At 70.8% G+C, this 24253-nt stretch carries 27 protein-coding genes and 4 pseudogenes; 14 read left to right on the top strand and 17 right to left on the bottom strand.

All coding sequences use genetic code 11. The features are described from left to right. Positions 1-3: 3 nt before the first annotated feature. Both ACFWP3_RS02705 and ACFWP3_RS02700 read right to left on the bottom strand, forming a co-directional pair. Entirely contained in the window at positions 4-1338 is a 1335-nt protein-coding gene (locus ACFWP3_RS02705; RefSeq protein ID WP_384215600.1) for a GTPase, read from the bottom strand. Further along, entirely contained in the window at positions 1335-3338 is a 2004-nt protein-coding gene (locus tag ACFWP3_RS02700) for an Hsp70 family protein (protein WP_384215599.1), read from the bottom strand. The genes ACFWP3_RS02705 and ACFWP3_RS02700 overlap by 4 nt, the downstream gene beginning before the upstream one ends. Before the next feature lie 110 nt (positions 3339-3448). Between ACFWP3_RS02700 and ACFWP3_RS02695 the strand changes: the two genes are divergently transcribed. After that, positions 3449-4150: an NUDIX domain-containing protein gene (locus tag ACFWP3_RS02695; RefSeq protein WP_384215598.1), complete on the top strand. Its 702-nt coding sequence runs from the start codon at positions 3449-3451 to the stop codon at positions 4148-4150. A gap of 161 nt (positions 4151-4311) precedes the next feature. Here ACFWP3_RS02695 and ACFWP3_RS02690 read toward each other — a convergent pair whose 3' ends face one another. The 3 genes from ACFWP3_RS02690 to ACFWP3_RS02680 form a co-directional block, all read right to left on the bottom strand. After that, positions 4312-4452, bottom strand: a complete 141-nt coding sequence (locus ACFWP3_RS02690; RefSeq protein WP_384215597.1) for a hypothetical protein — start codon at positions 4450-4452, stop codon at positions 4312-4314. Positions 4453-4594: 142 nt separating this feature from the next. Continuing rightward, a complete protein-coding gene (locus tag ACFWP3_RS02685) occupies positions 4595-5236 on the bottom strand; it encodes a DUF998 domain-containing protein (protein WP_384215596.1) in 642 nt (213 codons plus the stop codon). A 188-nt stretch (positions 5237-5424) separates the two neighbouring features. Continuing rightward, positions 5425-6252 (bottom strand): oxidoreductase, encoded by an 828-nt coding sequence (locus ACFWP3_RS02680; protein WP_384215595.1) that lies wholly within the window; start codon positions 6250-6252, stop codon positions 5425-5427. 95 nt (positions 6253-6347) lie between these two features. Between ACFWP3_RS02680 and ACFWP3_RS02675 the strand changes: the two genes are divergently transcribed. Next, entirely contained in the window at positions 6348-6779 is a 432-nt protein-coding gene (locus ACFWP3_RS02675; RefSeq protein ID WP_384215594.1) for a MerR family transcriptional regulator, read from the top strand. Between the two features lie 170 nt (positions 6780-6949). After that, the gene (locus ACFWP3_RS02670) at positions 6950-7492 is read left to right on the top strand and encodes a GNAT family N-acetyltransferase (protein ID WP_384215691.1); all 543 of its coding nucleotides are present in this window, start codon (positions 6950-6952) and stop codon (positions 7490-7492) included. Positions 7493-7864: 372 nt separating this feature from the next. On the opposite strand, the gene ACFWP3_RS02665 is transcribed toward ACFWP3_RS02670, so the two are convergent. Then, entirely contained in the window at positions 7865-8254 is a 390-nt protein-coding gene (locus ACFWP3_RS02665; RefSeq protein WP_384215593.1) for a hypothetical protein, read from the bottom strand. Positions 8255-8737: 483 nt separating this feature from the next. Continuing rightward, positions 8738-9142: a PPOX class F420-dependent oxidoreductase gene (locus ACFWP3_RS02660; protein WP_384215592.1), complete on the bottom strand. Its 405-nt coding sequence runs from the start codon at positions 9140-9142 to the stop codon at positions 8738-8740. A 364-nt stretch (positions 9143-9506) separates the two neighbouring features. On the opposite strand from ACFWP3_RS02660, the gene ACFWP3_RS02655 reads away from it, so the two are divergent. After that, complete coding sequence (locus tag ACFWP3_RS02655; protein ID WP_384215591.1) at positions 9507-9866, top strand: hypothetical protein; 360 nt, start codon at positions 9507-9509, stop codon at positions 9864-9866. Positions 9867-9998: 132 nt separating this feature from the next. Here the strand turns inward: ACFWP3_RS02655 and ACFWP3_RS02650 are convergent, their stop codons facing one another. Then, entirely contained in the window at positions 9999-10292 is a 294-nt protein-coding gene (locus tag ACFWP3_RS02650) for an excalibur calcium-binding domain-containing protein (RefSeq protein ID WP_384215590.1), read from the bottom strand. On the opposite strand from ACFWP3_RS02650, the gene ACFWP3_RS02645 reads away from it, so the two are divergent. Continuing rightward, complete coding sequence (locus tag ACFWP3_RS02645; protein WP_384215589.1) at positions 10285-11244, top strand: type IV pilus twitching motility protein PilT; 960 nt, start codon at positions 10285-10287, stop codon at positions 11242-11244. The two genes, ACFWP3_RS02650 and ACFWP3_RS02645, sit on opposite strands and share 8 nt — an antisense overlap. Here ACFWP3_RS02645 and ACFWP3_RS02640 read toward each other — a convergent pair. After that, on the bottom strand, positions 11219-11923 hold the full coding sequence (locus tag ACFWP3_RS02640) for a M24 family metallopeptidase (RefSeq protein ID WP_384215588.1): 705 nt from the start codon (positions 11921-11923) through the stop codon (positions 11219-11221). The two genes, ACFWP3_RS02645 and ACFWP3_RS02640, sit on opposite strands and share 26 nt — an antisense overlap. Before the next feature lie 504 nt (positions 11924-12427). On the opposite strand from ACFWP3_RS02640, the gene ACFWP3_RS02635 reads away from it, so the two are divergent. The 3 genes and pseudogenes from ACFWP3_RS02635 to ACFWP3_RS02625 all read left to right on the top strand — a co-directional run. Beyond that, positions 12428-13102, top strand: a complete 675-nt coding sequence (locus ACFWP3_RS02635) for a pyridoxal 5'-phosphate synthase (RefSeq protein WP_384215587.1) — start codon at positions 12428-12430, stop codon at positions 13100-13102. Positions 13103-13222: 120 nt separating this feature from the next. After that, complete coding sequence (locus ACFWP3_RS02630; RefSeq protein WP_384215586.1) at positions 13223-13999, top strand: class I SAM-dependent methyltransferase; 777 nt, start codon at positions 13223-13225, stop codon at positions 13997-13999. 26 nt (positions 14000-14025) lie between these two features. Beyond that, a pseudogene (locus tag ACFWP3_RS02625) lies at positions 14026-14547 on the top strand (M24 family metallopeptidase); the annotation flags it as partial. Here the strand turns inward: ACFWP3_RS02625 and ACFWP3_RS02620 are convergent. The 4 genes from ACFWP3_RS02620 to ACFWP3_RS02605 all read right to left on the bottom strand — a co-directional run bounded on the left by ACFWP3_RS02620 (position 14518) and on the right by ACFWP3_RS02605 (position 17372). Then, positions 14518-14907, bottom strand: coding sequence for a gamma-glutamylcyclotransferase family protein (locus ACFWP3_RS02620; protein ID WP_384215585.1), 390 nt, complete (start codon positions 14905-14907; stop codon positions 14518-14520). The pseudogene ACFWP3_RS02625 and the gene ACFWP3_RS02620 overlap by 30 nt on opposite strands. 132 nt (positions 14908-15039) lie before the next feature. Beyond that, complete coding sequence (locus tag ACFWP3_RS02615) at positions 15040-16245, bottom strand: molybdopterin molybdotransferase MoeA (RefSeq protein ID WP_384215584.1); 1206 nt, start codon at positions 16243-16245, stop codon at positions 15040-15042. Between the two features lie 67 nt (positions 16246-16312). Next, entirely contained in the window at positions 16313-16858 is a 546-nt protein-coding gene (locus ACFWP3_RS02610) for a molybdopterin-dependent oxidoreductase (RefSeq protein ID WP_384215583.1), read from the bottom strand. Between the two features lie 97 nt (positions 16859-16955). Then, positions 16956-17372 carry a molybdopterin-binding protein gene (locus tag ACFWP3_RS02605; protein WP_384215582.1) on the bottom strand — a complete coding sequence of 139 codons (417 nt, stop codon included), beginning with the start codon at positions 17370-17372 and terminating at the stop codon, positions 16956-16958. Positions 17373-17559: 187 nt separating this feature from the next. Here ACFWP3_RS02605 and ACFWP3_RS02600 point away from each other — a divergent pair. The 5 genes and pseudogenes from ACFWP3_RS02600 (at position 17560) to ACFWP3_RS02580 (ending at position 20220) form a co-directional block, all read left to right on the top strand. Then, positions 17560-17913 (top strand): annotated as a pseudogene (locus tag ACFWP3_RS02600) (molybdopterin-binding protein). 81 nt (positions 17914-17994) lie between these two features. Beyond that, a pseudogene (locus ACFWP3_RS02595) lies at positions 17995-18325 on the top strand (extracellular solute-binding protein); the annotation flags it as partial. Next, entirely contained in the window at positions 18292-18600 is a 309-nt protein-coding gene (locus ACFWP3_RS02590) for a TOBE domain-containing protein (RefSeq protein ID WP_384215581.1), read from the top strand. The pseudogene ACFWP3_RS02595 and the gene ACFWP3_RS02590, both read left to right, overlap by 34 nt. Positions 18601-18867: 267 nt before the next feature. After that, positions 18868-19500: pseudogene (locus tag ACFWP3_RS02585) on the top strand (gamma-glutamyl-gamma-aminobutyrate hydrolase family protein); the annotation flags it as partial. 114 nt (positions 19501-19614) lie between these two features. Continuing rightward, entirely contained in the window at positions 19615-20220 is a 606-nt protein-coding gene (locus tag ACFWP3_RS02580) for a class I SAM-dependent methyltransferase (RefSeq protein WP_384215690.1), read from the top strand. A gap of 46 nt (positions 20221-20266) precedes the next feature. Here the strand turns inward: ACFWP3_RS02580 and ACFWP3_RS02575 are convergent, their stop codons facing one another. Both ACFWP3_RS02575 and ACFWP3_RS02570 read right to left on the bottom strand, forming a co-directional pair. Next, the gene (locus tag ACFWP3_RS02575; protein ID WP_384215580.1) at positions 20267-21073 is read right to left on the bottom strand and encodes a DMT family transporter; all 807 of its coding nucleotides are present in this window, start codon (positions 21071-21073) and stop codon (positions 20267-20269) included. Further along, the gene (locus ACFWP3_RS02570) at positions 21070-21741 is read right to left on the bottom strand and encodes a YqcI/YcgG family protein (RefSeq protein ID WP_384215689.1); all 672 of its coding nucleotides are present in this window, start codon (positions 21739-21741) and stop codon (positions 21070-21072) included. The genes ACFWP3_RS02575 and ACFWP3_RS02570 overlap by 4 nt, the downstream gene beginning before the upstream one ends. 419 nt (positions 21742-22160) lie before the next feature. Here ACFWP3_RS02570 and ACFWP3_RS02565 point away from each other — a divergent pair, with 419 nt between their 5' ends. Continuing rightward, positions 22161-22559 carry a molybdopterin-binding protein gene (locus tag ACFWP3_RS02565; RefSeq protein ID WP_384215579.1) on the top strand — a complete coding sequence of 133 codons (399 nt, stop codon included), beginning with the start codon at positions 22161-22163 and terminating at the stop codon, positions 22557-22559. Positions 22560-22602: 43 nt separating this feature from the next. Here the strand turns inward: ACFWP3_RS02565 and ACFWP3_RS02560 are convergent, their stop codons facing one another. Together ACFWP3_RS02560 and ACFWP3_RS02555 are read right to left on the bottom strand one after the other, a co-directional pair. Then, positions 22603-22887 (bottom strand): PucR family transcriptional regulator, encoded by a 285-nt coding sequence (locus tag ACFWP3_RS02560; RefSeq protein ID WP_384215578.1) that lies wholly within the window; start codon positions 22885-22887, stop codon positions 22603-22605. Between the two features lie 53 nt (positions 22888-22940). Then, entirely contained in the window at positions 22941-24077 is a 1137-nt protein-coding gene (locus tag ACFWP3_RS02555; RefSeq protein ID WP_384215577.1) for a PucR family transcriptional regulator ligand-binding domain-containing protein, read from the bottom strand. Between the last annotated feature and the right edge of the window lie 176 nt (positions 24078-24253).

Raw genomic sequence — 24253 nt, 5'->3', positions numbered from 1 at the left:
GTCTCAAAGCGTTGCCTCCGATTCGGGTTCGGCCAGTACGCGCAGTGCCGCGTCCTGGACGAGGCGTGCGAGGTGGCGGGTGCGGGAGTCGGCGAAGGGATCGGCCGCCCGGGCCGACCATCGGGTGAGTGCGGTGGCGGCGTCGGCCGGTGGGCAGCTCAGCCCGCGCAGCAGCCGCAGGGCCGTGTCCAGGTCGTCCGGGCCGAGTCCGTCTCCGACGGAGGTGTGGCGCATCAGCCGTGCGGCGGCCCGCGGCCACAGGTCCTGGTACGGCCGGCTGGACGTCACCCCGGCGATCGCGGAGCGCACCCGTGCGGCGGGAGCGTCGGGCAGCCCGGCGGCCAGTCGGCGCAGCCTGAGCAGGACGGCGGTGGAGGTGAACAGGTCGGCGTCCTCGGCGATGTCGGCCAGTACGGATTCCAGGGTCGCGAGGCCCGACATGCGTTCGAAGACCGCGGCGACGGCTGACGGGTGGTCCATGTCCGCGGTGGTGCGGACCAGTTCGGGGAGCCACTCGGGTGCTCCGACCGAGTCCTTGAACGCGGTCAGGTCCGCGTCGGAGAACGGTCCGGACAGTTCGTCCCACACTTCGGGCCAGGAGTCCGGGGGCCAGGAAGCGAACGAGGGCAGTGCGCGGAGGGCGTCCAGTACGGCCACGGTCCGCCGGTCTACCGCGCCGGTCCTGACGGCGGCCGCCATGAGCTGGTTGACGCCCGCGAAGCGGAAGGTGAGCGGTGTGGCGTCGCGCGTCCGGCGCTCGATGCTGCCGATGTCGTCATCGATCAGATCGATCTTCGCCATGACGAGCACCAGGTTGCCGACGAGGTCGAAGGGGCCCGCGGACAAGGCCGCGAGGCCCTCCAACTGCTTGGCCCAGCGACCGCTCACCAGCCCGTTGTCCAGGACGCAGACGAAGGCCGCGGCGGCGCCGGCCAGGTCGCCGCCGCCCATCATCCGCAAGGTCTCGCGCGGGTTCTCCGAGGGGGTGTTCAGGCCGGGGCTGTCGCCCAGGACGAGGCGGTCGGCGAGCGGGAACTCGACGGCGACCGCGCGGTGGGAGGGATCGGGAAGGCGCAGCGTGCCCAGGTGCGGTCCGTGGTACCAGGTGACCTTGCTGGTGGTCTCCTTGAACGCCGTCTCGGCGTGGGAACCGGAGACCAGGGCGTTCAGGAGGGTCGACTTCCCGCTCGAGACGTCACCGACCAGCAGGACCCTCAGGGGCTGGCCGCACTGGGCGACGATGTCGCGCAGGGTGGTGTCGTCGGCCTGCTCCGGGTCGCCGAGCAGCTCTCGGCAGTGCTCCGCGATGAGCGCCGCGACCGGGCCGGGCGCCGTCACCGTACGGGCCCTTCGAGGCGCAGCCGGTGCACGAACCCGGGGGTCCTGGCGTAGACCACACCGGCGTCGGGGCTGGGGTACATCCGGTGGGGGCCCGTGGACGTGGCCGTGTCCCGCAGCGCGAGTTGCCTGCCGGTGTCCGCCGCGAGTGCCCGGTACACCCCGTCGTGGGTGTCGAAGACGATCACCACGGGCTGTCCGCCCGGCGCCGTGCAGGCCACGGGGCCGCCGTCCTTGAGCGGACGGTGCCAGAGCCGCTCGAAACCGTCCGGTCGCAGGGCGTATCCGCTCACGGTTCCGGCTGCGCTCACGGCCGCCGTGGCCGAGGAGGGTTCGACGGCCACGGAGAACGGCTCGGAGAGGGGGAGGAAGGCCGGTCTCCGCAGGGAGTGCGTGTCCAGCAGGAACAGGCCGGTCGCGGTGCGGGCCAGCAGCATTCCGGGTCCGGCGAAGGTGAGTTCCGCTACGGGCTCGTCGAAGTGGAGGGGACGCCAGTGATCTGCGCTGACGTCGACCAGGGAGCCGTCGGGACCGCCGTCGACGCACCAGGCGAGCAGCGGCGACCAGTGGGCCAGTGCGGTGACCCGGCCCTCGGACCGGGACGGTGTGGCGGCGAGGTGACCGAACACGGTGGCGGCGGTGTCCTCGCCCCGCGTGTTCAGTTCCATCAGGGTGAAAGCCGGTGAGGGGCTGGCGAGCACCAGTCCACGACCGGTGCCGTCTGCGGTCATGGCGACCGAGCCGGGGACCTTCCGGCGCTGGGCGACCGGGCTCATGGTTCCGGTGCCGTCGTCCCGCCACACCTGTAACCCTGCGTCGGGGCCGAGGAATGCGAGGCCGCCGCGTACGGCCGTGAGGGGTGTCCGGGCGGCCGGGGCCTTCATCACCTCGGGGGCGAGGGTGAAGGGACGGGCCGCGCGGACGCGGGGCGCGGGGGCGTCGACGGGGATGCGCAGTGCGCCGAGGGCGACCAGGCTGCCCGGTGTCTCCTGCTGGGCGTCGATCACCTTGGCTTCCGCTCCGGCGGCCAGTTCGGCCATCTGTGCCCGCACCAAGGGGACGCGAGCCGCTCCCCCGGTGAGCGCGAACGTGTGGGGCGGGTCCGCGTGGAGCAGGGACAGCGCCTCCTCGACCAGGGTGCGGCAGGTCAGGACCAGCGGGGCGATCGCCGCCTCGAATTCCCCGCGGTCCACGACGATTTCGAGGCTGCGGACCGCGAAGACGGCCTCGTCGGATTCGCTCAGGGCCTTCTTGACCTGCTCCGCCTCGGCCCTCAGCAACTCGGGCTCGGTGGTGGCGATTTCCGTCAGCTCACGGAGTTCACCGGCGTCGGCCGACTCGCGCACCAGGTTCAGGAGGCAGGCGTCGAAGTCGTCCCCGCCGATCAGCCGGCCCCCGTCGTACACCACGCGGGCCGGTCCCTGCTCCTGGTGCCGCAGGACGGCGAAGTCGAAGGACGAGGCGCCGAAGTCCAGGACGGCGTACGATCCGCCGGCCGGCAGGCGGGACGCCATGTGCAGGCCGACTGCCTCGGCCTCGCTGACCAGGGCGACGGGCACTCCGGGGAGGGCGGCGGCCGCCGCCTCCACGAGTACCGCCTTCTCGGTGTCCGTCCAGACCACGGGGTGCGACAGCACCAGGCGGTCGGGCCGTCCGAACCGCTTCGGGACGGCGGTGAGCGCGTGGGCCAGGATCACGCCGATTCCGCGCACGAGGGGCTCGGTGCCGCCGGCGGGGAACCGTAATTCCCGGTAGAGCGGTTCGGTGGCCGGGTCCGGCTTGTTGACCTGCTGTTTGACTCCTACGAGGTACCGCCCGCGGTAGCGCGGAGCGCCGGCGAGGTTCTCCGGCGCCACCCCGGTGAGCATGCCCCGCCCCCGGTCCAGGAAGAGCGTGGTGGACCACTGGGACTCCCCGTCGATGTCGAGCGCGGCGGGGTCCTTCCGCCGCCACAGCGCGGCCTTCGCAGACGACGCGCCGATGTCCACAGCAAGGATCACAGGGCCCCCCAAGCCTGTACCGCACCCGCTCCGGGAACAGTTTCTGTAGTTGTGACCCTAACTACGCGGCGGAGTTTTTGTCAATCGAACAATTAGCTAGTCTGTGCAGCATGAGAGCCACCCGCCCCCGCCTCCTGATCCACATGACGGCCGACATCGCCCTCCTCACCATCCGTGAGGGAGCCCTCCAGGTGCTCATGGTGGAGCGGGGCACCGAGCCGTTCCGGGGCAAGCTGGCCCTGCCCGGCGGGTTCCTGCGCGGGTCGGAGACCCTCGACGACACGGCGGTCCGCGAACTGCGCGAGGAGACCGGCCTCGACGCCTCCCGGTTCCACCTCGAACAGGTCGGGGTCTACGCCGACCCGCGTCGCGATCCGCGCGACCCGCGGGTGGTCACCTGCTCCTACCTGGCGATCGTGCCGGAGCCCGCGGCGCCGGTCGCCGGGTCGGACGCCGCCGCCACCCGGTGGCTGCCGGTCGACACGGTGCTCGCCTCCCCGGAGCTCCTCGCCTTCGACCACCACGAGATCCTCACGGACGCCGTCGAGCAGGCCCGTTTCAAGCTCCAGCACTCCGCCGTGGCCACTCAGTTCTGCCGGCCCGAGTTCACCATCGCGGAACTGCGCAAGGTCTTCGAGACCGTGTGGGGACAGCCGCTGGACGGCCCGAACTTCCACCGCAAGGTCACCGACGCGGCCGGGTTCATCGTCCCCGTGGGACGGCAGCGCAAGTCCGCGGTCGGCCGCCCCGCGGCGCTGTACCGGGCGGGCGACGCCACGACGCTGACACCGCCGATCATGCGTCCCTCGTGAGCCCGCGCCGGACCTGGGCCGCCGCCCGCCTGGCGCTGCTGCGCCACGCCAGATCCGCGTGGAGGGACGTCACGGATCCCGACCGGCCGCTCGGCCCCCGGAGCGGGAGAACGTCGGCGAGCTCACAGACCATGATCATTCTGATCGGGATTTGCTGCCCCTCACCTACTCGCACCCGAAGCCAGGTGGGCGGCGATGAGCTCCTCCCAGGAGCGGATGAAGGTCGGGTACTGGTCGGCGAACTCCTCGAGGGCCTCGGCCGCTGACGGGGTGAGGGGCGTCATCTCGTAGGTGACCGTCACCTCGCTGCCGGCCTCGGCCGCCGCCAGGGTGACGGTTCATTGCCTCTCCAGTACGCGGACGTCGGGTGCCGGCCTCGCATACCCTGCCGGCCGCCACCTGCAACTCTGCCGGCACAGCCGCGCCGCCGCAGGACAGCCGGCGTCACAGCGGACGACCGACCGACCCGCTCCTCTGGACGTATCGGCCGAGGAGACCCAGCAGGACCACTTCGCAGCCGAGCAGCAAACGTTCCATCAAGCCGATCAGTTCCCGACCGCCCGGGCCCGCCGAGTAGGCCATCACCACTGCACCGGCCAGCGCCGCCCACGACAGTGCACGCAGCGACCGGGCCGTCCGCCTCGCGTGGTGATCGGCGTCGAGGCGCCGGGCCAGTACGAGTCCGGCGGCCGGCAGGGCGACGAAGGCCGCGATCGAGGCGTAGCGGTGCACCTGGGCCGACGTGCTCAGCTCCGTGACGAGCGGATCGGTCGGTACCACGGCGGCTACGACGAGCCCCACAGCCCATACGCCCAGCAGGGCCGACACCAGGCCGCGCATGGAGGGCAGCCGTACGCGCGCCACCACGAGCAAGACCGACGAGGCCAGACCCAGCAACGCCATCGTCGTCTCGATCGGGCCTCCACGGTCCAGTGCGGCGAAGTCGCTGACGGTCAGCGAGTAGGGGCTGAGGCCGGGATCCGTATCCGAGGGAGCCCACAAAGCCGCAACCACCGCCAGCACGACGGCAGTCCAAACGGCAGGAGCGAGGAAGCGGCTCAAGGAACGGGGGCTCAATGTCTTCACCCACTGATGCTCGGATCCAGACACACTCCCCGACACCCGGGCCCACCCTGAAACCTCCCTGACCTCAACCCCGGCCGAGATCAGGGGCTATGGCGCCGCGGGATCGATCAGCCAGACCCGCGACGCGACACGGCCACGGACCCGGCTGACCGCATCGCACCCGGTGACGGTGTTCCTTCGCCCTGGGCTCAGATGGCCGTGGAGAGGGCGACGTGCCGCCATGCGTCGAGTTCACGGCGCACCAGGTCCAGCTTCGCCTCGACGCGCTCGACCGCGTCCGCGCCCAACTGCAGGCGCAGCGGGGGCTCGGCGGCCTCGGTGATGTCGACGATGGCCTTGGCTGCCTTTGCCGGGTCTCCGGGCTGTCGGCCGTCGTTGTGGGCCAGGGCCTCGCGTACCGGTCCCGCGCCGGCTGCGTAGTCCGCGATGGAGGCTGGTTCGACGTGCATGCTCGAGCTGCCCAGGAAGTCGGTGCGAAAGCCGCCCGGCTCGACGATCGTGACGCGGATGCCGAGCGGGGCCAGTTCGCCGTGGAGCGCCTCGGTGATTCCTTCGAGGGCGAACTTCGACGCACCGTACAGGCCTACGCCCGGGGCGGTGGCGAAGCCGCCCACGGAGCCGATGTTCAGTACGTGTCCGGATCGCTGGGCACGCAGCGTCGGCAGGGTCGCCCGCAAGGTGTTGAGCGCGCCGAACACGTTCACGTCGAAGAGGGCCCGGGCGGCTTTGTCGCCGACCTCCTCGATGGCGCCGACGAGGCCGTAGCCGGCGTTGTTGACCACGACGTCGATCCGGCCGAACTGCGCCACGGCGGCCTGTACGGCAGCCGCCAACTGCCCTGGTTCGGTCACGTCCGCGGGTACCGCCAGCAGTCCGGCGGGCGTGTCCGGGTGTGCCTGCAGCACCGCCGCCGCATCCCTCGCCGTGGCGATCACCTGGTGTCCGCGATCCAGTGCTTCGCGTGTGATCGCCGCGCCGAGCCCGCGCGATGCACCAGTGACAAACCAAACGCTCATGTTCTTCCCCTGTTCCGGCCACCCGATTGGACAACGGCTCGACGCTAGAACCTAGAGTCGGGTCTAGATCAACAGCTGTGTGACGGGAGTCGTTCATGGATCTGAGCATCGGCGAGGTGGCCGAGCGCAGCGGGCTGAGTGTTCACGCGCTGCGTTTCTACGAGCGCGAGGGCCTGTTCGCGAACCCGGTGCGCCGCCTGTCCAACGGTCGCCGGGTCTACCACGAGGAGGACCTGGAGTGGCTCGCGATCTGCACGAAACTGCGCTCTTCCGGCATGTCACTGGCGACCATCCGGCAGTACATCGAGCTGGCCCGTCAGGGTCCCGGCAATGAGGACGAGCGGCTGGCGCTGCTGCGGCAGCACGAGACCCATGTCGAGGCGCAGATCCAGGAGCTGCGCGAGGCCCTGGACGTCGTGCGGTACAAAGTGCGGGTCTATGCGGATCACCTCGCGCGCGGTGAAGCCGACCGGCTCTGGAATTCCTCCCACCCTGACTCCGCCGAGGCCCGCGCCCGTCAGGTGTGACAGCCGGCCCGGGAGGCGCAGACGATCAGTGGTCTGCGCGAAGCCGCCCGCCGTGCTCGCGCTGGTGCGCAATTGCGTCGCGCTCAGCCGCCTTTCGATCTACGCTCGCGGCCATGACCTCACACGATGCGCCCGCAGACTTCCCGATCGCTCCTGCTAGCGCCGGGCTGGTGATCCGGCAAGAGACCGCTGACGATCACCGAGATGTGCGCAAGGTTCATACGCGTGCCTTCGGTGACAGCGATCGGGTTCCGGGGCTCGTGGAGGCACTTCGCGTTGCGGAGGCCGCCTTGCCGCCGATGTCCTTCGTCGCTGTCGTCGAGGACCGGGTCGTCGGGCATGTCCTGCTGAGCGCGACGCGGTTGGACGCTCCGCGCCGGATCGTGGACGTCCTGTCCCTGTCACCGTTGGGCGTGGTCCCGGAGTTCCAGGGTCAAGGCATTGGTACGCAGCTCATCGCCCACGCCCTCGAGGCGGCCGACCGTCAGGGTGTGCCGTTGGTATTCCTGGAGGGTGCCCCGCACTACTACGGCATGCGCGGCTTCGAGGGCGCCGGCGCGGCTGGCTTCCGTTCGCCCTCGCTCCGTATCCCTGACGCCGCTTTCCAGGTCGCCCGGTTGTCCGCTCACGAGCCGTGGATGACGGGCACCTTCGTCTACTCAGAGGCCTTTTGGGCCTTCGACTGCGTCGGCCTGCGCGACCCCGAGGCCTGAGTCCGCTGCCGGGTCGGTGGCGGTGGATCCGCTTGCCTATCCGGCGGGCGGGATCCTCGCCGGCTGCATCGCAGGGGAAGGAGGCCGGAGGGAAAGCACACCCGGCCCGGTAGGGCCACACCCTCAGGTCCCCGAGCGAGGCAGTGCGGTGCATTACACGTACCGGTTGAGCAAGACCGGTGGGCTGCCGGAAACCATGGTGCAACTCGCGGCGTGCACGGTGGACTCAGCGGACGTCGTGTTGCTGTGCGACACCATCTACGTGCACCAATACCCAGGGACACCGCCCGCGTCGTTCTCCTCCCCGCCTCCCGGTACCAGGCGATCGGCTGCGCACGGGCTGAACCGCATCCCCCGGGCGAACGAACCCGTTCAGTCCCACCAGTTGAACATCAGCTCGCCGACCGTGCTGGGGCGCCAGTAGCCCACCTGTTCCAGCTCCGCTTCGGCAAGCTCACTGGTGTCAGCCGAGGCCAACGGCATGCGGAGTTCATTGACATGCAGCAGCCGGAAGCCGCCCGTCTCAAACGCGGCCGCCCACGCCGGCGGGGGTGTGAAGTCCGGCAAGGACGCACCGGCCTGCGGCGGGCTTGCCACAAAGGCGACGACCGGGAGTACCGCGTGGCACAAGACCGTGGACCGACCGGATGAGGTGGTGATCACGGCCGTATGGAAGTTCGGGGTGACTCCGGGCGGGGTCACTTCGCCGACCGTGCCCCCGATCGATCGGGCCACAGCGTGGCATGCGGTCTTGAAGGCCACGACGTCCGCCTGCGGCAACGGGTCATCGCCATGCCCCCAGAACCCGGTGGCTCCTCGGGATACACGGATCAACGCACGACTCAACTTTCCTTGTTTCCGTCAGGTCTGCTGACAAGCGTGCCACGCGGCCCAGCCGAGCGATCACGTGCCCTGCCCCGCTCCACCCCGGCCCTGCCGCCCGTCGCACTGCTCTCCGTCACCACCGGATGCGACACAGAGCCAGAGACCGTACAGACCCGCCGATGGCTACGTACGCGTGGGTCGCGCCAGCATCGATCTGGGCCGCGGTGAGCGGCTTGGTGGCGAAGCCGGAAGTCTCCACGGAGGTCCACGCCCTATTGCCCGCCGCCTGGGCCCATGCACGGTCGTTCACCGACACGTACTGCTCGATCTCGCCGCTCTGAGAGCGTCACAGTCGCGGCCACGCCACCCAGCGCCCATCCGGCCGTTGGGTGACGCGCAGCCGTGCGGCCGCGGGCAAGGTCAGATCCGGCCGACCACCTTGCGCGGAGTGATGCGAACGACGACCCGGGGGCTGTCGTCGGCCGAGGCGGGGTTGAACTCCGCGTACTTCTTGCCGGTGTACTTGACGGACAGCTCGTCGATCAGCTCCTGGCCGCCCTCGGTGGTCAGCTCTGCGGTGCCGCGGATCTCCGCATACGAGTACGGCGCATCGAAAGGCTGGAGCAGCACGGTGGCCCGGGGGTCGCGGCGCAGGTTCTTCTCCTTCTGCCTCCCCAGGGTGGTGGAGATCAGTACGTCGTCGCCGTCGCGCTTGACCCAGACCGGGGAGACCTGGGGGCTGCCGTCAGGCTGGATCGTCGCGATGGAGACGAACACCGGGGTGTCGAGGAGTGACTTCAGGTCATCGCCGAGGTGGGCAGACACGGGGTGCTTCCTTCCAGGTGGTTGCGTGATGGCTCCATCTGTACCCCACAGCGTTGCCGGCCCCATGGATTTGAGGCACCGCCGCCGCCGTGGCGATTGAGAGGGCAGGCACCCGAGGTGGGAAAGCCGCAGACCCGTGGACGGCGGTCCTGGGACCGACGCCACCGCAGCCTTGCGCTGCCGCACTGCCATGCCTCCCCGAAGCCGGGACGGCGGGATGGAGCGCGGCAGCGGGACCCGAACGGGTGATGGCCGGGACGGCGCGACGGGGGTGCGGTCCGGCGGATCGATTCGTCGGCCGCCGTCCCTCCTAGGGTCGGACCCGCACCATCCGTGATCATCATCCGGAAGGATCCCTCCCGTCATGAAGCTCCGCACCACCCTCGGCGCCGGCCTCGGCGCGCTCGCCCTCATCCTGTCGATGGCCGGCTCCGCCCAGGCAGCCGAGGGCGACTTCACCTACAAGTACGTCGACGGCTACGGCGTGGAGCGGCTGGTCGCCCTCCACAACCCGCACAGCGGCAAGTGCATCAACCTCTACGCCGTCGCCGACGACGACGAGCAGCCGGGCTACGGCCCGCACAACGACACCGACACCGCCGTGACCGTCTACGTCGGTGCCAACTGCCAAGGTCCTGAGTGGCGGCTGAGGGCACACGGCCAGCCCGCCAAGGACAGCCTCGAAGTACGCTCGGTGCGCTTCGACGCCCCCAACGCCGTATAGCAGCGACGGCCACGCCAGACGGGGCCCCGCACCGGTCGGTGCGGGGCCCCAGGTGTGTGTCCACCGTCAGACGGCAATGTCGCACGGCTCGGCGGACAGGCTCCGTGCCGAGCAGGGCTGCTTCCGTTGTTGCTACGTCGGCGACGGCTTGATCGGCTCGATGATCGGCGCGCCGTCCACGTCGGTCATGAAGTCGCGGTGGACCCGCTTTTTGTCCGTCGGCCCGGGCAGGTTCGGGCAGGCGATGCCGTCGCCGTCCCGGTCGAGTCCGTTCGGGTCGAGTCCGTCCGCTCGCAGCACCGCTTGCGCGTCGGCCTGGGCCTTGAACGCTTCGCAGTCGACCACGTGCCCCTTGTGCCTGTACGGAGCGACGTCGAACGTGTGCTCCGGGGGTTCATTGCCGGCGCACGCGGTCAGCGTGATCACCGCGATCACACTGACCGCCGCGATGGCGGTACGACGACCCGGCCGTAGCCGGCTCCTCACCACCGGATCGGCGCCGTTCCTCCGCGTCGACGGCGCCCTGCGACCGGTCGAGGGGGCCGCGCTGACCGAGCCGGAGGTCGATCGCCTGGTGACCGGGGTGCTGGGCAAGGAACTCACGGAACGGTTCCGCCGGGAGAAGCAGGTCGATTTCGCGTTCAGCTGGGGGGAGAAGGCCAGGTTGCGCGGGAACGCCTTCGTGCAGCGCGGCACGTCCGCGCTGGCCTTGCGGATCATCCCGTTCCACGTGCCGTCGCCCGCGCAGCTCGGGCTCCCCTCGGTCGTCGTCGGCTGGGCGGGCATGCCGTGCGGGTTCGTACTGGTCACCGGGCCGACCGGGTCGGGGAAGTCGACGAGCCTGGCGGCGCTCCTCGACCACGTCAACACGCACCGGTCGGTGCGCATCCTCACGATCGAGGACCCGATCGAGTACCTGCACCGGCACAAGCGCTCGGCGGTCAACCAGCGCGAGCTCGGCACCGACACCGACTCGTTCCCCGGCGCGCTGCGCTCGGCCCTGCGCGAGGATCCCGACGTCCTGATCCTCGGCGAGATGCGCGATCCGGAAAGCATCTCCGCGGCCCTGACCATCGCCGAGACCGGGCACCTGGTCTTCGCCACCCTGCACACCAACGACACGTCGCAGACGCTGGACCGCATCGTCAACGTGTTCCCGGCCGAGCAACAGCCGCAGATCCGGCTGCAGTTGGCGCACACCCTGGTCGGCATCCTGAACCAGACGCTCATCCCCCGGATCGGCGGAGGCCGGGTCGCCGCTTACGAGGTGCTGGTGGGCACGTCGGCGATCCGCAACCTGATCCGCGAGGGCATCCAACAGGCGAACGGTCGTCGGGCAAAGCCGCTCGGAGTCACACCAGGTCGAGGAGCTGTTTGAACGCGCCTCCGAACCCGCTGTAGTCGTCGACCAGACGTATCTCCAGGATCCAGTGGGCCAGCCACCCTCCTGCGGTGGTGCGGCGGAGCGGCTCGTCGTTGTCCGGGCCGATGAAGGCGCTGGGCTCGGGGTCGGATCCGCCCGCGGCCGGGGCCTGCCCGCACAAACGGCCCACCTGCCACGTGCCCAGGCTCCAGCCCGCCTTGCCGGCCAGGGCCCGCACCTCGGCGTGCAGTTGTCTGCCGGTGATGCCGTCCTGCTCGAGAAACATCTCGCGGGCTGCCGCACCCACCGTGGCCAGGTCTTGGACGAGCCGCCGCCGGCCCGGATCGTCGCCGACGACGACCGTGCGGGCGAAGTCCGTTTCGTGCCCGGCGAAGAGCGGGCCGAGATCGATCACGACGATGTCGTCCACCCTGATCACGCGGTCCGGTGTGCCCTGACCGTACGGAAGCACGGTGTTCGGACCCGAGCGGACCAGACGGTCGGGCCAGGCCACGGCCGCGCCGAAAACCTCCCCCGCCACCTCCCAGATCCGGTCGTCCACCTCGCCCTCCGTGTGACCGGGCACGATCAGGCCGCCCTCGATCACCTCGGCGAGCACGGCCTGGGCCATCCGCTGCCCCTCCACCAGCCTCAAGGCCCGAAGACGCTCGTCCATCCGGTCGGGTACCGACAACGTGCCGCTCCTCTCGCTGCCACTTCCGGCGATGGAGCACGACCTGAGGGCCGAAAGCGGGGATGGTCTTTCAGAGGGCACGGATGCCAACACCTTTCGGGAACCTGCAAGTCAGCGCTGCAAGCCCGAGGCCACGAGGTGTCGGACCCGGGCCCCGGGCGAACTCAGTGAAGCAGTGGCCGACCGGGCAGGACGATTGGAGCCGCGTACGGAAACGCCCGCGCCCCGGCCTGCCGCGCTCGTGTGATGCGCCAGACTCACCGGTACGGGGGTCGTGCAGGGTGGCGCGGAAGGCCTCCGCCCGCCCGGTTCTGATCAACCGGCCATACGTCCGCGAGCACACATCGGCCGAACCGCACCTGTGGCCTTCTTGGGCGATGTAACAAGCATTTGCCAGTTGATTTACGAAACAAGCCTCGCGGATGCAGGATGCAACACAGCACGGTGCACGCTGTCGGAGCGGTGCACTCGGATGCGGCGTCCGAAAGGGCCGAGGAGCGGAGGATGACAGTGGGATCGGAGCGTGTGGACGGCACGCGGCAGTGGCTGCGCGGCCTCGAGGTGTTCGCCGGCCCGCTGCCGGAGTTCGACCCGGCGACGGCGCCGGCCGACCCCGTACGGCTCTTCCTGTCCTGGCTGCTCGAAGCCGTGGCCGACGGTGTGCGCGATCCGCACGCCATGACCCTGTCCACGGTCGACTCCGCCGGCGATCCGGACGCCCGCGTCCTGATCCTGAAGGACGTGGACGCCTCGGGCTGGCAGTTCTCCGCGCACGCCTTCAGCCCCAAGGGCGGCCAGCTCGCCTGCCACCCGCGCGCGGCCCTCACCTTCTACTGGCCGCAGCACGGCCGCCAGGTCAGGATCCGCGGCGCCGTGACGCCCGGTACGGCCGAGGACAACGCCGCCGACTTCCTCGGCCGGTCGCGCACGGCCCGCGCCGCGTCCCTGCCGGCCCGGCAGAGCCAGTACCTGACGGACCCCGCCGAGCGCGACCACACCCTGGAGAAGTCCCTGGCCCTGATCGAGGCGGAGCCCTCCCTCGTCGACTCGGCCTGGACGACCTACACCCTCGCCCCCGCCGAGGTCGAGTTCTGGCAGGCCGCGAAGAGCCGCGTCCACACCCGGCTGCGCTACGAACGCACCGGCAGCGGCTGGGAACGCCTCCAGCTCTGGCCGTAGCGGCGACGCCCCGCACCTCCCCCGCTCCCGCGCATGCCGGAACCACCGGCGATCGCCAGAGCTCCAGCTCCACTCCCCCCTGTTCCCCCTGTTCCTGCTCACAAGGCGAGGTAAGGATCCATGAACGCGCGAACCCAGGACGGCAGCGCCGGAGACGTCGACTACGGCACCGTGGGCTCCGGATACTCCTCCTACCGGAGGCCCGACACCCGTATCGCCCGGTTCATCGCCGAGGCCCTGGACGGTGCCCAGACCGTGCTCAACGTCGGCGCCGGCGCCGGGTCCTACGAGAGCGCGGCCCGCACGGTGACTCCCGTCGAGCCCTCCGAGTCGATGCGCGCCCAGCGCCCCAGCAGCCTCGCCCGCGCGGTCGACGCCGTCGCCGAAGACCTGCCCTTCACCGACGGGGAGTTCGACGGCTCGATGACCCTGTTCAGCGTCCACCAGTGGAGCAACGTCGCCGCCGGCCTGCGCGAGATGCGGCGGGTCACCCGCGGCCCGGTCGTGGTCCTGACCTGCGATCCGAAGCTCGTACGCGACTTCTGGCTGTACGAGTACGCCCCCGAGGTGCTCGACACCGAGGGGCGCCGGTACCCGCCCATCGAGGACATGGCCGCGGCTCTGAGCGGCAGCGGCACGATCCAGACCGTACCCATCCCCCTGGACTGCACGGACGGGTTCAACGAGGCGTACTACGGCCGCCCCGAGATGCTGCTCGACCCCGCGGCCCGCCAGGCCTGCTCAGCGTGGAGCTTCGTCGACGACGGCGTGCGGGAGCGCTTCGACGTGAGCCTGCGCCGCGACCTGGAGTCCGGGGCCTGGGACGAGCGCTTCGGCCACCTGCGCACACAGCCGACGTTCGAAGGCTCCCTCGTCATCGTGCGCGCGACTCCATGACGGACAAGAGGAAGCGGCACAGCACCATGGGAACACCCGACCGCATGGACGAGCAGCTGCGCGTCCTGGGGCTCGTCGAGGCGCAGCGCAAAGCGGCCCGTCTCTTCGCCGAGGTCGAAGCCCGGGGCCTGGTGTCACCCGGCTCTGGCGAGGGGAAGGTCAGCGACCGGATCCGGGACCTCGCGAACGAGACGTTCGGAACGACGAAGCACTGGCACAAGCGGATCGTCCGCTCGGGCCCGCACACGCTGTTCCCGTACCGGGAGAACCCGCCGGACCGGATCATCGGCGAGGACGACATCGCCTTCGCCGACTTCGGCCCCATCTTCGAGGAGTACGAGGCGGACTTCGGCCGGACCTTCGTCTTCGGAGACGACCCGGACAAGCACCGGCTCCGCGAGGACCTGGCCACGGTGTTCGCCGCGGGCCGCACCGCATTCCGTGAAGACCCGGAGATCACCGGCCGGCAGCTGCATGCCGAGGTGGCTCGATCTGGCCTGACGCACCGCGCCGCTGGATCAGGCGGACGCGGTGGACCGGCCGTCGGGGCTCTGCTGCGCGGGCGCGCCGAGGTACACCCATGCCTTCGTACCGGAACGCAGGGTCACTTCGGTGCGCGCGTAGTCGTCGACCTCGTACTCGTCCGCAGAGGCGAGTTCGTCGTCGGTGATCGAGAAGACCGTGCCTTCGACGGAGTCGGACGCGTCGGAGGAAGCAACGATCAGGGGGTGGCGGTCGGTTCCGCTCGCTGCGATCACGTCGGGGTCGGTGATCTCGATGTAGGTGACCCGGTATCCGGGCAGCGCGTCGGGTGTCCCCTGAAGGTGCCTGCCGAACTGGGCGAGTTGGACCTCCCGGAACTGCAGCGTGCCGTAGGAGAACAACTGGTGATGAGCCGGGCCTGCCATGCGGGGAAACCTCCTGAAGTGCCACATGTACTGACGTGATCATCCCAACCTAGTCCAGGCCGGAACGGCCTCGGGGACACAGAGGGATCTCGGGCGTCTCAACGTCCGAAACGCGATCGCCGGGCATGCTCATCAGGTCAGGAGGACCAACGGCGCCGAACCGCCGTCCGCCCAGTCGTCGGCGATCACGGCGAGGGCGTCACCCACCGCCGCCCCGTGGAGGAAGGCCGAGCGGTGACCGCCGATGATCCGCGCGCCGGAACCCGCCCAGGCGACGGGCACCAGCCGTGTGAGGCCGGGAACGGGGCGCGCATCTCCGCTCACCGGCACTCGCGGCAAGGAGGGCAGGCCGCACCCGGACAGTCCGGCCAACAGCGGTGACAGCAGGGTGTGGGCGGCTACGAGTGCCGCGTACGGGTTGCCCGGCAGCCCCACCACCCAGCGCCCGTCGGCGAGTCCGGCGAGCAGCTGCGGGTGCCCCGGCCGGCAGGCCACGGTGTCGACCACCATGCGGGCACCGGCGTCGCGCAGAAGCTCGCGCAACTGGTCCGTGGCCCCGACAGAGGTCGATCCGGTGACCACGAGGACGTCCGAGTCCCGCTGCTCGCACACCACTTGAGCCAGCTGCCCCGCCGGCCGGTCCGCGACGTGCCGCACGCCGGTGGCCTCGCCCCCGAGGGTGGCGATCAGCGACGGCAGCAGCGGCCCGAGCGCGTCCCGCACCCGCCCGGGCCCGGGCAGGCCGGAACGGTCCAGCTCGTCGCCGGTCACCAGGATCCCGACCCGTGGCCGGGGCCGTACCCGCACGGCGTCGTTGCCGCAGGACGCCGCGAGCCCGAGCAGTGCCGGGCCGACCCGGGTACCGGCGGGGGCTAGGCACGTCCCCGTCCGTGAGTCCTCGCCGGTGCGCCGGATGTGCTTGCCCGGTGACGGTGCCGCTCCCGATACCCAGCCGTCCCCCACTGCCGCGAGCTCCAGCGGCAGCACCGCGCGGGCACCTGCGGGGACCAGGGCGCCCGTGGAGATCTCCACCCCTTCCCCGGGCGCGAGGCGCCCCTCCCGGGCTGTGCCCGCTCGGACCACCCCCGTGATGCGCCACGGGCCGGGGCCGGCCACCGCGTATCCGTCCATGGCCGCCGTGTCGAACGCCGGAAGCGGGTGGTGCGTGCACAGGTCCTCCGCCAGGGTCAGCCCGCCCGCTGCGGCCAACGGCACCGTGCGGGCCGCCAGCGGCAGGGGTGCTCGGTGAGCCAATTCGCGGGCCTCGCCCCAGGCCCTCTCGCGGGCGACCGCGCAGTCCTCGGAGGCGCGGGCGGGGGTACCAGTCTTCAGAACCATGGAGCCATCCTTCGGCCGCGGTCTTTCCGTCGCCTACGCGGCGCATTGCCTTCGTGCATCAGCCCGCTCACGCACCACGCCGGCCCTCTGTGAGCCCTACTCCTCCTGGTAGGAGTGGCGTTGCTCCCGTGTACTCGATGGCACGCAGCCACTTGGGGCCCTTGTAGCCGTAGAGGTGCGGGACCACCAGGCGCAGCGGGAATCCGTGTTCGACGGTGAGCGGCTCACCGTTGTGGTGGGTGGCCAGGAGGGTCCGCTCGGAGGCGAAGTCACCGAGGCGGAGGTTGGCGCTGTACCCGTACTCCGCCCAGGCCATCACATGGGTGACCTGCGGGGCCGGCGGGGCCAGCTCCAGCAGGGCGGAGGCCGGCACGCCGAAGAACTCGTGGTCCGTGGAGGTGGGGCCGGAGGCGCAGTGCATGTCCGTGACGATGGCGGTGCCGGGCAGGGCGGCGACTTCCTCGAAGGTCCAGGTGTACTTCTCCGCCGTGGCCGTGGCGCCGAACACCTGCAGGTTCCATCGATCAGGACGGAACCTGGGGACGGGACCGTAGTGCGAGACGGGCCAGCCCTTGACCAGGCGCTGCCCCGGAGGGAGTTGCTCCGTCCCCACGATGTGGTCAAGACAAGAATGGGGCGGCCTCTTGACGCGTAGGGGCTCGGCACCGGCTGGTGCGGAGCCCCTACGCGTGCGTGAAGCTCGAGCGGCCTCAGACCGAGAGCGAGATCTCCGTCGACTTGATCAGCGCGACGACGGAAGAGCCGACCGCCAAGCCGAGGTCGTCGACGGCGTCCTTGGTGATCGCGGCGGTGAGCGCGCCGCCCTCGACGTCGACCTTCACCGAGGACATGGCGCCGCCCGAGGCGACCTCGGTGACGGTGCCCGCGAGCTGGTTGCGGATGGACAGGCCTTCGACCGGGCCGGTGGCCAGGGCGACCTCGGTGGACTTGACGAGCGCCTTGACTGCGGAGCCCTCGGCGATGCCCAGGTCCTTGACGGCGTCCACGGTGATCGCGGCGGTGACGTCCTGGCCGCCCCGCAGGCGGACCTTGACGGTCGCCATGGCCTCGCCCGCGGTGACGGCGGTGACGGTTCCGGCGATCTGGTTGCGGATGCTCAGGCTCATGAAAGTAACGCCTCACTCGGTTCGGTGGGGGAATTGCGACCTTTGGGTCGCCTCAGTGATCACGCTAGCCCCAGAATCCCCGAACCGTGCGCACCCCATCTCATCCGCAAGGCGAGAGTGCCGTGCCGCATGGCATTCCCCTCCGATCCGTATGCCATGACAATTCCGGCCGTGCTGCCTTGCCGAAGTGGGGCCGCGCCGCTGGGCCGACGCGGGCAAGGTCCCGACGTACCGCGAGGGCAGTGACGCCTCGGGACGCCGTCTCATCGACGGCCGCGACCTGGCGGCGTTCGCCGTCAATCTCGCGCAGAAGACCCAGAACGACGAGGAGTCCGTCCACACCTCGGTCCGCAACTCCTTCCCCGGCATCCTCACGGCCGTCAAACTCGGCGATGTTTCGGCCCAGGTGGAGATCCAGGCCGGCCCGCACCGTCTCGTGTCCCTGCTGACCAGGGAATAGGTCGAGGAGATGGGCCTGGAGGTCGGAATGCGCGCCACCGCCCGCGTGAAATCGACCAGCGTCCACGTCGACGTCGTCTGAGCCGCCGCCCATCGCATTTCGCACCATCCGGCCCGGACATTCGAAGGCCGGACCCTCCCAGCTCCAGGAGAACCAACACCCATGTCGAGAAGCACCACAACGCGCCGTGCCGCGATGCGCCGTGCCGCAGCAGGCCTGATCGGCGGCGCCCTGCTGATCCCCGCGCTCGCCGCCTGCTCCGGCAGCGGCCAACCTCACGGTCCTGGCCGCAGCCTCCCTCACCGACGTCTTCAAGACCGCCGGGGCCGCGTACGAGAAGGCCCATCCGGGCACGAAGGTCACCTTCTCCTTCGCCGGCTCGCAGGAGCTCGCGGCCCAGGTCAAGCAGGGCGCGCCCGCCGACGCCCTCGCCACCGCCGACACCCTCGACGGTCGGCGGTGTGGCCCTCCTCCCTCGTCATCGCCGAACCGGTCGAGAAGGGCGCCGAGGCCCTGGCCATCGTCGCGCCCGAAGCGGTGTCCCTGCACCGCGACCGGCCGGCCGGCAGCCCCCGCAACGTCTGGCCCGGGACCATCCGGGAAATCACCGCCGTCAGCAGCCGGCTGCGCGTACTGGTCACCTCCGAAGAAGCGGCCGATGTCGTCGCGGAGATCATCCCGCAGGCGGCCGCCGACCTCGCCGTCACCTACGGCACGCCCGTGTGGTGCAGCGCGAAGGCCACCGAGATCACTCTCGTCACGCTCTGATCAACCAGAGCGGCATCAAGGAGAGCGGCACCTACGAGGCGACCGAGCACTGCCACCTTGCAGATGCTGGCCATACTGGCGGATTTGCCTCTTGGATGATTCACTGTACCCAGTCAGGCCAACCTGGCCGGATTCCGTGCTGGCGAACAGTCGCCCCACCGGGGCGACGGTTGGTTCACTGGCTGCGGACGCCACGCCCCTCTGGCCGCTTGCGGCTCTCGCTGTCACTGCGGGCGTGGTGAAGGAAGCCCCTGCTTGCCGATCGCGGTGTTCGGCAGGCAGGGGCTCCGTCATGCCACTGGTCTGGCATATGCGGCACTGTTCGCGGCATCCTGGACGCATGTGCGGCCCGTGAGTGCCGCCAGGCTCGAATGTAAGGAGTGGCCGGTGGCAGTCGTCGTCCTGCAGCACGTACCGGAGGAGGACCTCACCGCCATCGGCGCGGCCCTGGAGGCCGCAGCGCTGGACAAGCGGGTGTACCGGGCATGGACGGGCGAACTGCCCGACGGGCTCACCGGAGTCGAGGCACTGATCGTCAGCGGCCCGCCCACCGGCGACTCCCCGGTAGACACCCCCTCGGACATCGCCGAGCTGCGACTCCTGCGCAGCGCCCTGGCCGCGGAAGTTCCCGTGCTCGGCATCTGCCGGGGCGCACAGCTCCTGGCCGTCGCCGCCGGCGGCGCCGTCCTGCAGCGTCAGAACGCGCAGACCGGCCGAATGCCCCTGCGGACCACCCCGGCATCGGTCTCCGACCCGCTGTTCGCCAGCGGTACGCCGGAACTGCCCGAAGTCCGCAACTGGCCCGGCGGCACCGTGGAGTTCCCCACCAAGGCCGTGATCCTGGCCCGCGACGACCGTTCCCACCACACCCAGGCATTCCGGATCGGCGGCAGCGCCTGGGGCCTGCAGTTCCCTCTCGAACCCGACGCCGCGGAGGTGGACACGCAGACGCCCGGCGCGCACGCCTCCCCGCCCCGTTGGCAGGATGGCTTGCTGGCACGGTTCGCCGCGCTGGTGGCGGAACGCGCCGAACACACCGCCACCCGGGCCCTCTTCACACAACGGGCCGACGCGTGGGAGGACCGCTTCGCTTACCAGACCCCGGCCTACGACGCCGCGGTGGCCCGCATGGAACTGGGGCGCGGCCGGACCGCCTTGGACCTGGGCTGCGGCACGGGCCGGGCCATGCCCGCCCTGCGCGCGCACGTCGGCAGCGAGGGCACGGTCCTCGGGGTCGACGTCACACACGCCATGCTCACCGCGGCCGCCCGCATCGGCCGAACCGACTCCGGTCAGCTGCTCCTGGCGGACTGCACCCGGCTCCCCCTCCCCTCGGCATCGGTTCACGGAATCTTCGCGGCAGGGCTCATCGACCACCTGCCCCACCCGCGCACCGCGTTGCGCGAATGGGCGCGCGTCAGCACGGCCGACGGCACCCTCCTCCTCTTCCACCCGTCGGGCCGTGCCGAGCGGGCGGCCCGCCACGGCCGCCCGCTCAGCCCCGACGACCTGCTCGCCGAACCCAATCTGCGTCCGGCCCTCGAGGCCACGGGCTGGCGGCTGAAGGTCTACGACGACGCCGAACAGCACTTCCTCGCCCGCGCGGTCCTGGCGAAGTAACCGGCACCGCGCTCGCCGTCGGACACGTACCGGACGCGAGCGGCCGTCAGACGGGTACGCGCCCCGTCTTCGACGCGTCCTCATGGGCATCATCGGCTGCGCCGGCCGGTTCCGAGATCCACACCACCGCGGCTCCCGCACCGGCCACGACGACGATCCCAGTGACGGCCGCCCACCCGATGTGCTCGCCGAGGATCAGCAGGCCGGCCAGGGAGCCGATGACGGGGTCGATGCTGAAGAGCGTTCCGACCACCCGGGCCGAGGAGACGCGCGCGGCGATCGTGTCGACGGCGTACGGGACGGCGACGCCGATGGCGGCGGCCACGGCCAGCACCAGCCACTGCTGCCCGCTCACGCGGCCGACCGTGCCGATGCCGAACGGCGCGGAGGCCGCCGCTCCCAGGCCGAAGGCATAACCGGCCGCGTTGAAGTAGCCGCCAGGGCCCGAGATCAGCAGGACACCCGCGAAGGCCGCGAGCGCGCACAGGCCCTCCCGAATCCGCCGGGAGGCGAGGAAGGCCAAGGCGCACGGCCCCAGGAACTCGAGGGTGACGGCGACCCCGAGGGGGATCCGGTCGATCGCCGAGTAGAGGCAGAGGTTCATGGCGGCCATGGCCACCCCGTAGACGACGATCGACGTCCACTGGCTACGGGTCCTTCCGCGCAGCCGCGGCCTGAACAGTACGCACAGGATCAACGCGGCCATCGCCATGCGCAGCGAGCTGACGGACAAGGGCCCGAGCGAGTCGAACAGCCCCGCCGCGAACGCCGAGGACAGCTGGATTCCGGTCGAGCCGACCAGGATGAGGCCGAGCGCCTGCCGTGCTCCGCGGCGGCTGATGGGTACGGTCATGCCTGGCCTCGGCCACTGTTGACGGAGGACGTGACGTCCTGCTCGGTGACGGCGGCGTAGGGGCAGCCGTTGGTGTCGCCGAGGAAGTACTGGGGAAGCTCAGGGGCGTCGCCGTGCGTGCCCAGATGCGGGGAGAGGCCGAGGCCGTCGTACGCGGCGATGCGCCCGCGTATCTGCCTGCGCGCGGCGGCCGCCTGGACGGGCAGCCGGTCGAAGCTGGCGCGGGACTGCACGACGAGAGTGAACGGATGCCCCAGGTTGCGGCTGCGCCGGAGCCGGTGGTGGCGCGTGCTGACGTTGATGAAGAAGTCGATGCCCCGGTACCAGAAGTTCCACTTCGGATCCGCGGGATCGACCGGCGCGTCCGCGGGCCACTCGCCCCCGGCTTCCAGCAGGGTGAGCAGGATGCGACGGAAGGCGTCGTGGTCGGGGTCCTCCCATAACGCATCTCCTGTCTGTGCCCGCTCCGGGCGGGCAGGGGGAATTGGCGGGAAGGCGAGCGCATCGAGGTGTCGGTGCGTTGCGCGCGCACCAGCGCGTGAGGCTCGGGCGTGAGCCTGTTGACGGTGTGTGGTTGCCGACGTGGCACTACGGCATGTCCACAACGTGGCAGCCGACCCCCATCCCTGTCCACGCCCAACCGTCCATATCTGCCACCCGCTACGCATCATTAACATGGCATTTGCAGTGCCAGAGAAGTGCAATACATGCATTTGCGGAACAGGTGGTCGGCGGTCGAGAGGGACCGGTCCGCGCCTCACCACATCGACCTTCGCCTGCGGGTGTACGGAGCCCCGCCCTCCGCCGTCGGGCTGCTCCTGACCAGTTGCGGTGAGCCCGCCGACGCCAAGGATGGGCCCGCCGCGGGTGCTTCCGCTTCCCCGTCCGCTTCAGCCGCCGTCTTCACCACCGGCTCCGCGTCGGGGCCCGAGCCGGGCGAGGTACGCCTGACGGGCCGGTTCGGCAAGCCCGACTCGCTCACCTTGGCCGAACTTCGCTCCTTGCCGCGGGCCTCGGGATCAGAGCGGCATCTCCTCGGGTCCATCGTCGTCGGGGCATTGGTTCGAACACCCGCTAGGCTGCGAGCGTGCCGTCCTATTCCATCGGGCAGGCCGCCGACCTGCTGCGCGTGAGCCACGAGACAGTCCGCCGCTGGGTCGAGTCGGGCCAACTGCTCTCACACCGGGCGCCGGACGGGTCCCGATTCGTTGACGGCGCGGTCCTCGCCGCGCTCGCCCAGGAGCGCGCCGCCGGACTGCACCCCCTGTCCACCGGCGCTGCCGCCACGTCCGTACGGAACTCCTTCGCCGGGATCGTCACCACGGTACGGCTCGGCGACGTGGCAGCCCAGGTCGAGATCCAGTCGGGCCCACACCGCGTCGTCTCCGTGGTGACCCGGGAGTCGGTCGAGGAACTCGGCATCGAGGTCGGTGTCAGCGTCACCGCCCGGGTGAAATCCACCGAGGTCCACATCGACGTGCCCTAGCGGGACAGGCCGGTTGCCGCGGGCACCGCACCCAGGAGGCCGGTCAACCGCAGCGCAGCGCCGCATACAGGTCGGCCTTGTGGTCGAGGCGGGTGAGGTCCCGGCCCGTCAGGGCCTCCACCCTGTCGATCCGGTAGTGGACGGTGTTCACATGCACGTGCAGGGCCTCCGCCGTTCGCGTCCACGAGCAGTTGTTGGCGAGGAAGACCTCCACGGTCTCGCGCAGCATCCCGTCCCCGAGCGCCACCAGGATCCGCGCCGCGAACACCGTCCGAACGTCGGGCGCCACCCCGGCGAGGAGTTCTTCGAGGGTGTCCAGCTGCTCCACGCCACGCACCGGAACCGCATGGTCCGCTGCCGTCAGGGCGAAGCGGGCCTGGTTCAGTGACGCGCGCAGCTGCCCGACCCCGGCGGCCCGCGCCCCGATGCCCAGGCGCAGGTCGGCCTCCGGGTCCGCGCATGCCTGGAGCAGCGGCCACACCGAGCTGAGCCGGTCCGCCGGATCCGCGCCCGAGTCCGCTTCCGTGTCCGGGGCTTCGTACAGGACCGCCGCCGTTCCGCCCACCGCGTACGGAACCCCTTCGAGGTGCGCCAGGGCCTCGACCAGGGCGGCTCCGGAGGTCGCCGCGAGGACCGGTACGGGCCGCCGGCCGGCAGTCCCGCGGCGGCCAGGGCCTCCTCCAGCGCCCCGGGGTCGGCCGGGGCCTCCTCGTCCAGCAGTGCGAGCAGTTCCCGGCCCACGGCCCAGCCGGCGGCAGTCCGGCGGCTCTCCCCGTCGCGGTACTGGCCGAGGATCTCGGCGATCTCGTGGAGCACGCGCGGGGGCGCGGCGTCCGGGTCGGGCAGGAACAGCCGCCAGGCGTCGTACGGGGAGCTCTCGGCCTCGATCCGCAGCCAGACGCCGGCTCGTGCGGGCGCGGCCACCGCCTGCCGGGCGGACATCGCGGGTGCGGACGGGGTACGGGCCACTGTGCGGCCGCTGGCCGTGAGCAGGTAGCAGGGCACCGGGCCCAGGTGGGCGCAGGCCCGGTCGAGCAGTTCAGCCGGACCGGCCCCGTCCGCGACGAGACGGCTGAGTTCGCCGCGGACGTTCTCGGGCAGGGCGAAGACGGGGTTCCGGGTCGGCCGTCGGCTGAGGTCGCCCCAGTGCCGCAGGTACACCGCCTCGGTCACGGCGCGGAAGCTGGTGCGCGCGGGGACGGCCACGATCGGCACCCGGTGGGCCCGGCAGGCGGCGACGAGAGCGTCGGGCACCCGGCCGTGGGTCTCCTCGCCGGCCAGCAGCGCGGTGGCCCCGGCCCCGGCGAGCGCGGCGACGAACCGGTCCGCCTTGGCCAGGTCGCCCTCCGACCACCACACCAGCCCGCTCAGGACCAGCTCGCCGGGGCCCAGGAAGCGGCCCGGGTCCTCCAGGTCGGTGGCCGTGACCCCGCTGATGTCCTGGCCGAGAAGCAGCTCCTCGCCCCAGAGGAGGCTGAGGCCGAGACTCTCGGCATGAAGCAGGTCCAGGACGTGCATGACGGGGACTCCTTACGGCGGGGACATCCCACATTCGCTAGGCGATTACGCGGATGTCCATCGTAAATGCAAGCACAATGACCAGATAGCCTCTTGGTTGATCGTCCAGGGACGACTACTCAAAGGCTGCTTGATTCCGTGGTCGGGACCAGTCGTTTCGGCCTCGCCGCGTTGGT

It is taken from the genome of Streptomyces sp. NPDC058525, assembly GCF_042719495.1.
Classification (GTDB): domain Bacteria; phylum Actinomycetota; class Actinomycetes; order Streptomycetales; family Streptomycetaceae; genus Streptomyces.
Note: the sequence above shows the minus strand (reverse complement) of the source record. Positions and strands in the feature narration are given on the sequence as shown.

Excerpts from the sequence above, each read along its gene's own strand:
- ACFWP3_RS02695 (WP_384215598.1), top strand. The coding sequence starts at position 3,449 with ATGAGAGCCACCCGCCCCCGCCTCCTGATCCACATGACGGCCGACATC.
- ACFWP3_RS02680 (WP_384215595.1), bottom strand. The coding sequence starts at position 6,252 with ATGAGCGTTTGGTTTGTCACTGGTGCATCGCGCGGGCTCGGCGCGGCG.
- ACFWP3_RS02675 (WP_384215594.1), top strand. The coding sequence starts at position 6,348 with ATGGATCTGAGCATCGGCGAGGTGGCCGAGCGCAGCGGGCTGAGTGTT.
- ACFWP3_RS02655 (WP_384215591.1), top strand. The coding sequence starts at position 9,507 with ATGAAGCTCCGCACCACCCTCGGCGCCGGCCTCGGCGCGCTCGCCCTC.
- ACFWP3_RS02635 (WP_384215587.1), top strand. The coding sequence starts at position 12,428 with ATGACAGTGGGATCGGAGCGTGTGGACGGCACGCGGCAGTGGCTGCGC.
- ACFWP3_RS02630 (WP_384215586.1), top strand. The coding sequence starts at position 13,223 with ATGAACGCGCGAACCCAGGACGGCAGCGCCGGAGACGTCGACTACGGC.
- ACFWP3_RS02620 (WP_384215585.1), bottom strand. The coding sequence starts at position 14,907 with ATGGCAGGCCCGGCTCATCACCAGTTGTTCTCCTACGGCACGCTGCAG.
- ACFWP3_RS02615 (WP_384215584.1), bottom strand. The coding sequence starts at position 16,245 with ATGGTTCTGAAGACTGGTACCCCCGCCCGCGCCTCCGAGGACTGCGCG.
- ACFWP3_RS02605 (WP_384215582.1), bottom strand. The coding sequence starts at position 17,372 with ATGAGCCTGAGCATCCGCAACCAGATCGCCGGAACCGTCACCGCCGTC.
- ACFWP3_RS02575 (WP_384215580.1), bottom strand. The coding sequence starts at position 21,073 with ATGACCGTACCCATCAGCCGCCGCGGAGCACGGCAGGCGCTCGGCCTC.
- ACFWP3_RS02570 (WP_384215689.1), bottom strand. The coding sequence starts at position 21,741 with ATGCGTAGCGGGTGGCAGATATGGACGGTTGGGCGTGGACAGGGATGG.
- ACFWP3_RS02555 (WP_384215577.1), bottom strand. The coding sequence starts at position 24,077 with ATGCACGTCCTGGACCTGCTTCATGCCGAGAGTCTCGGCCTCAGCCTC.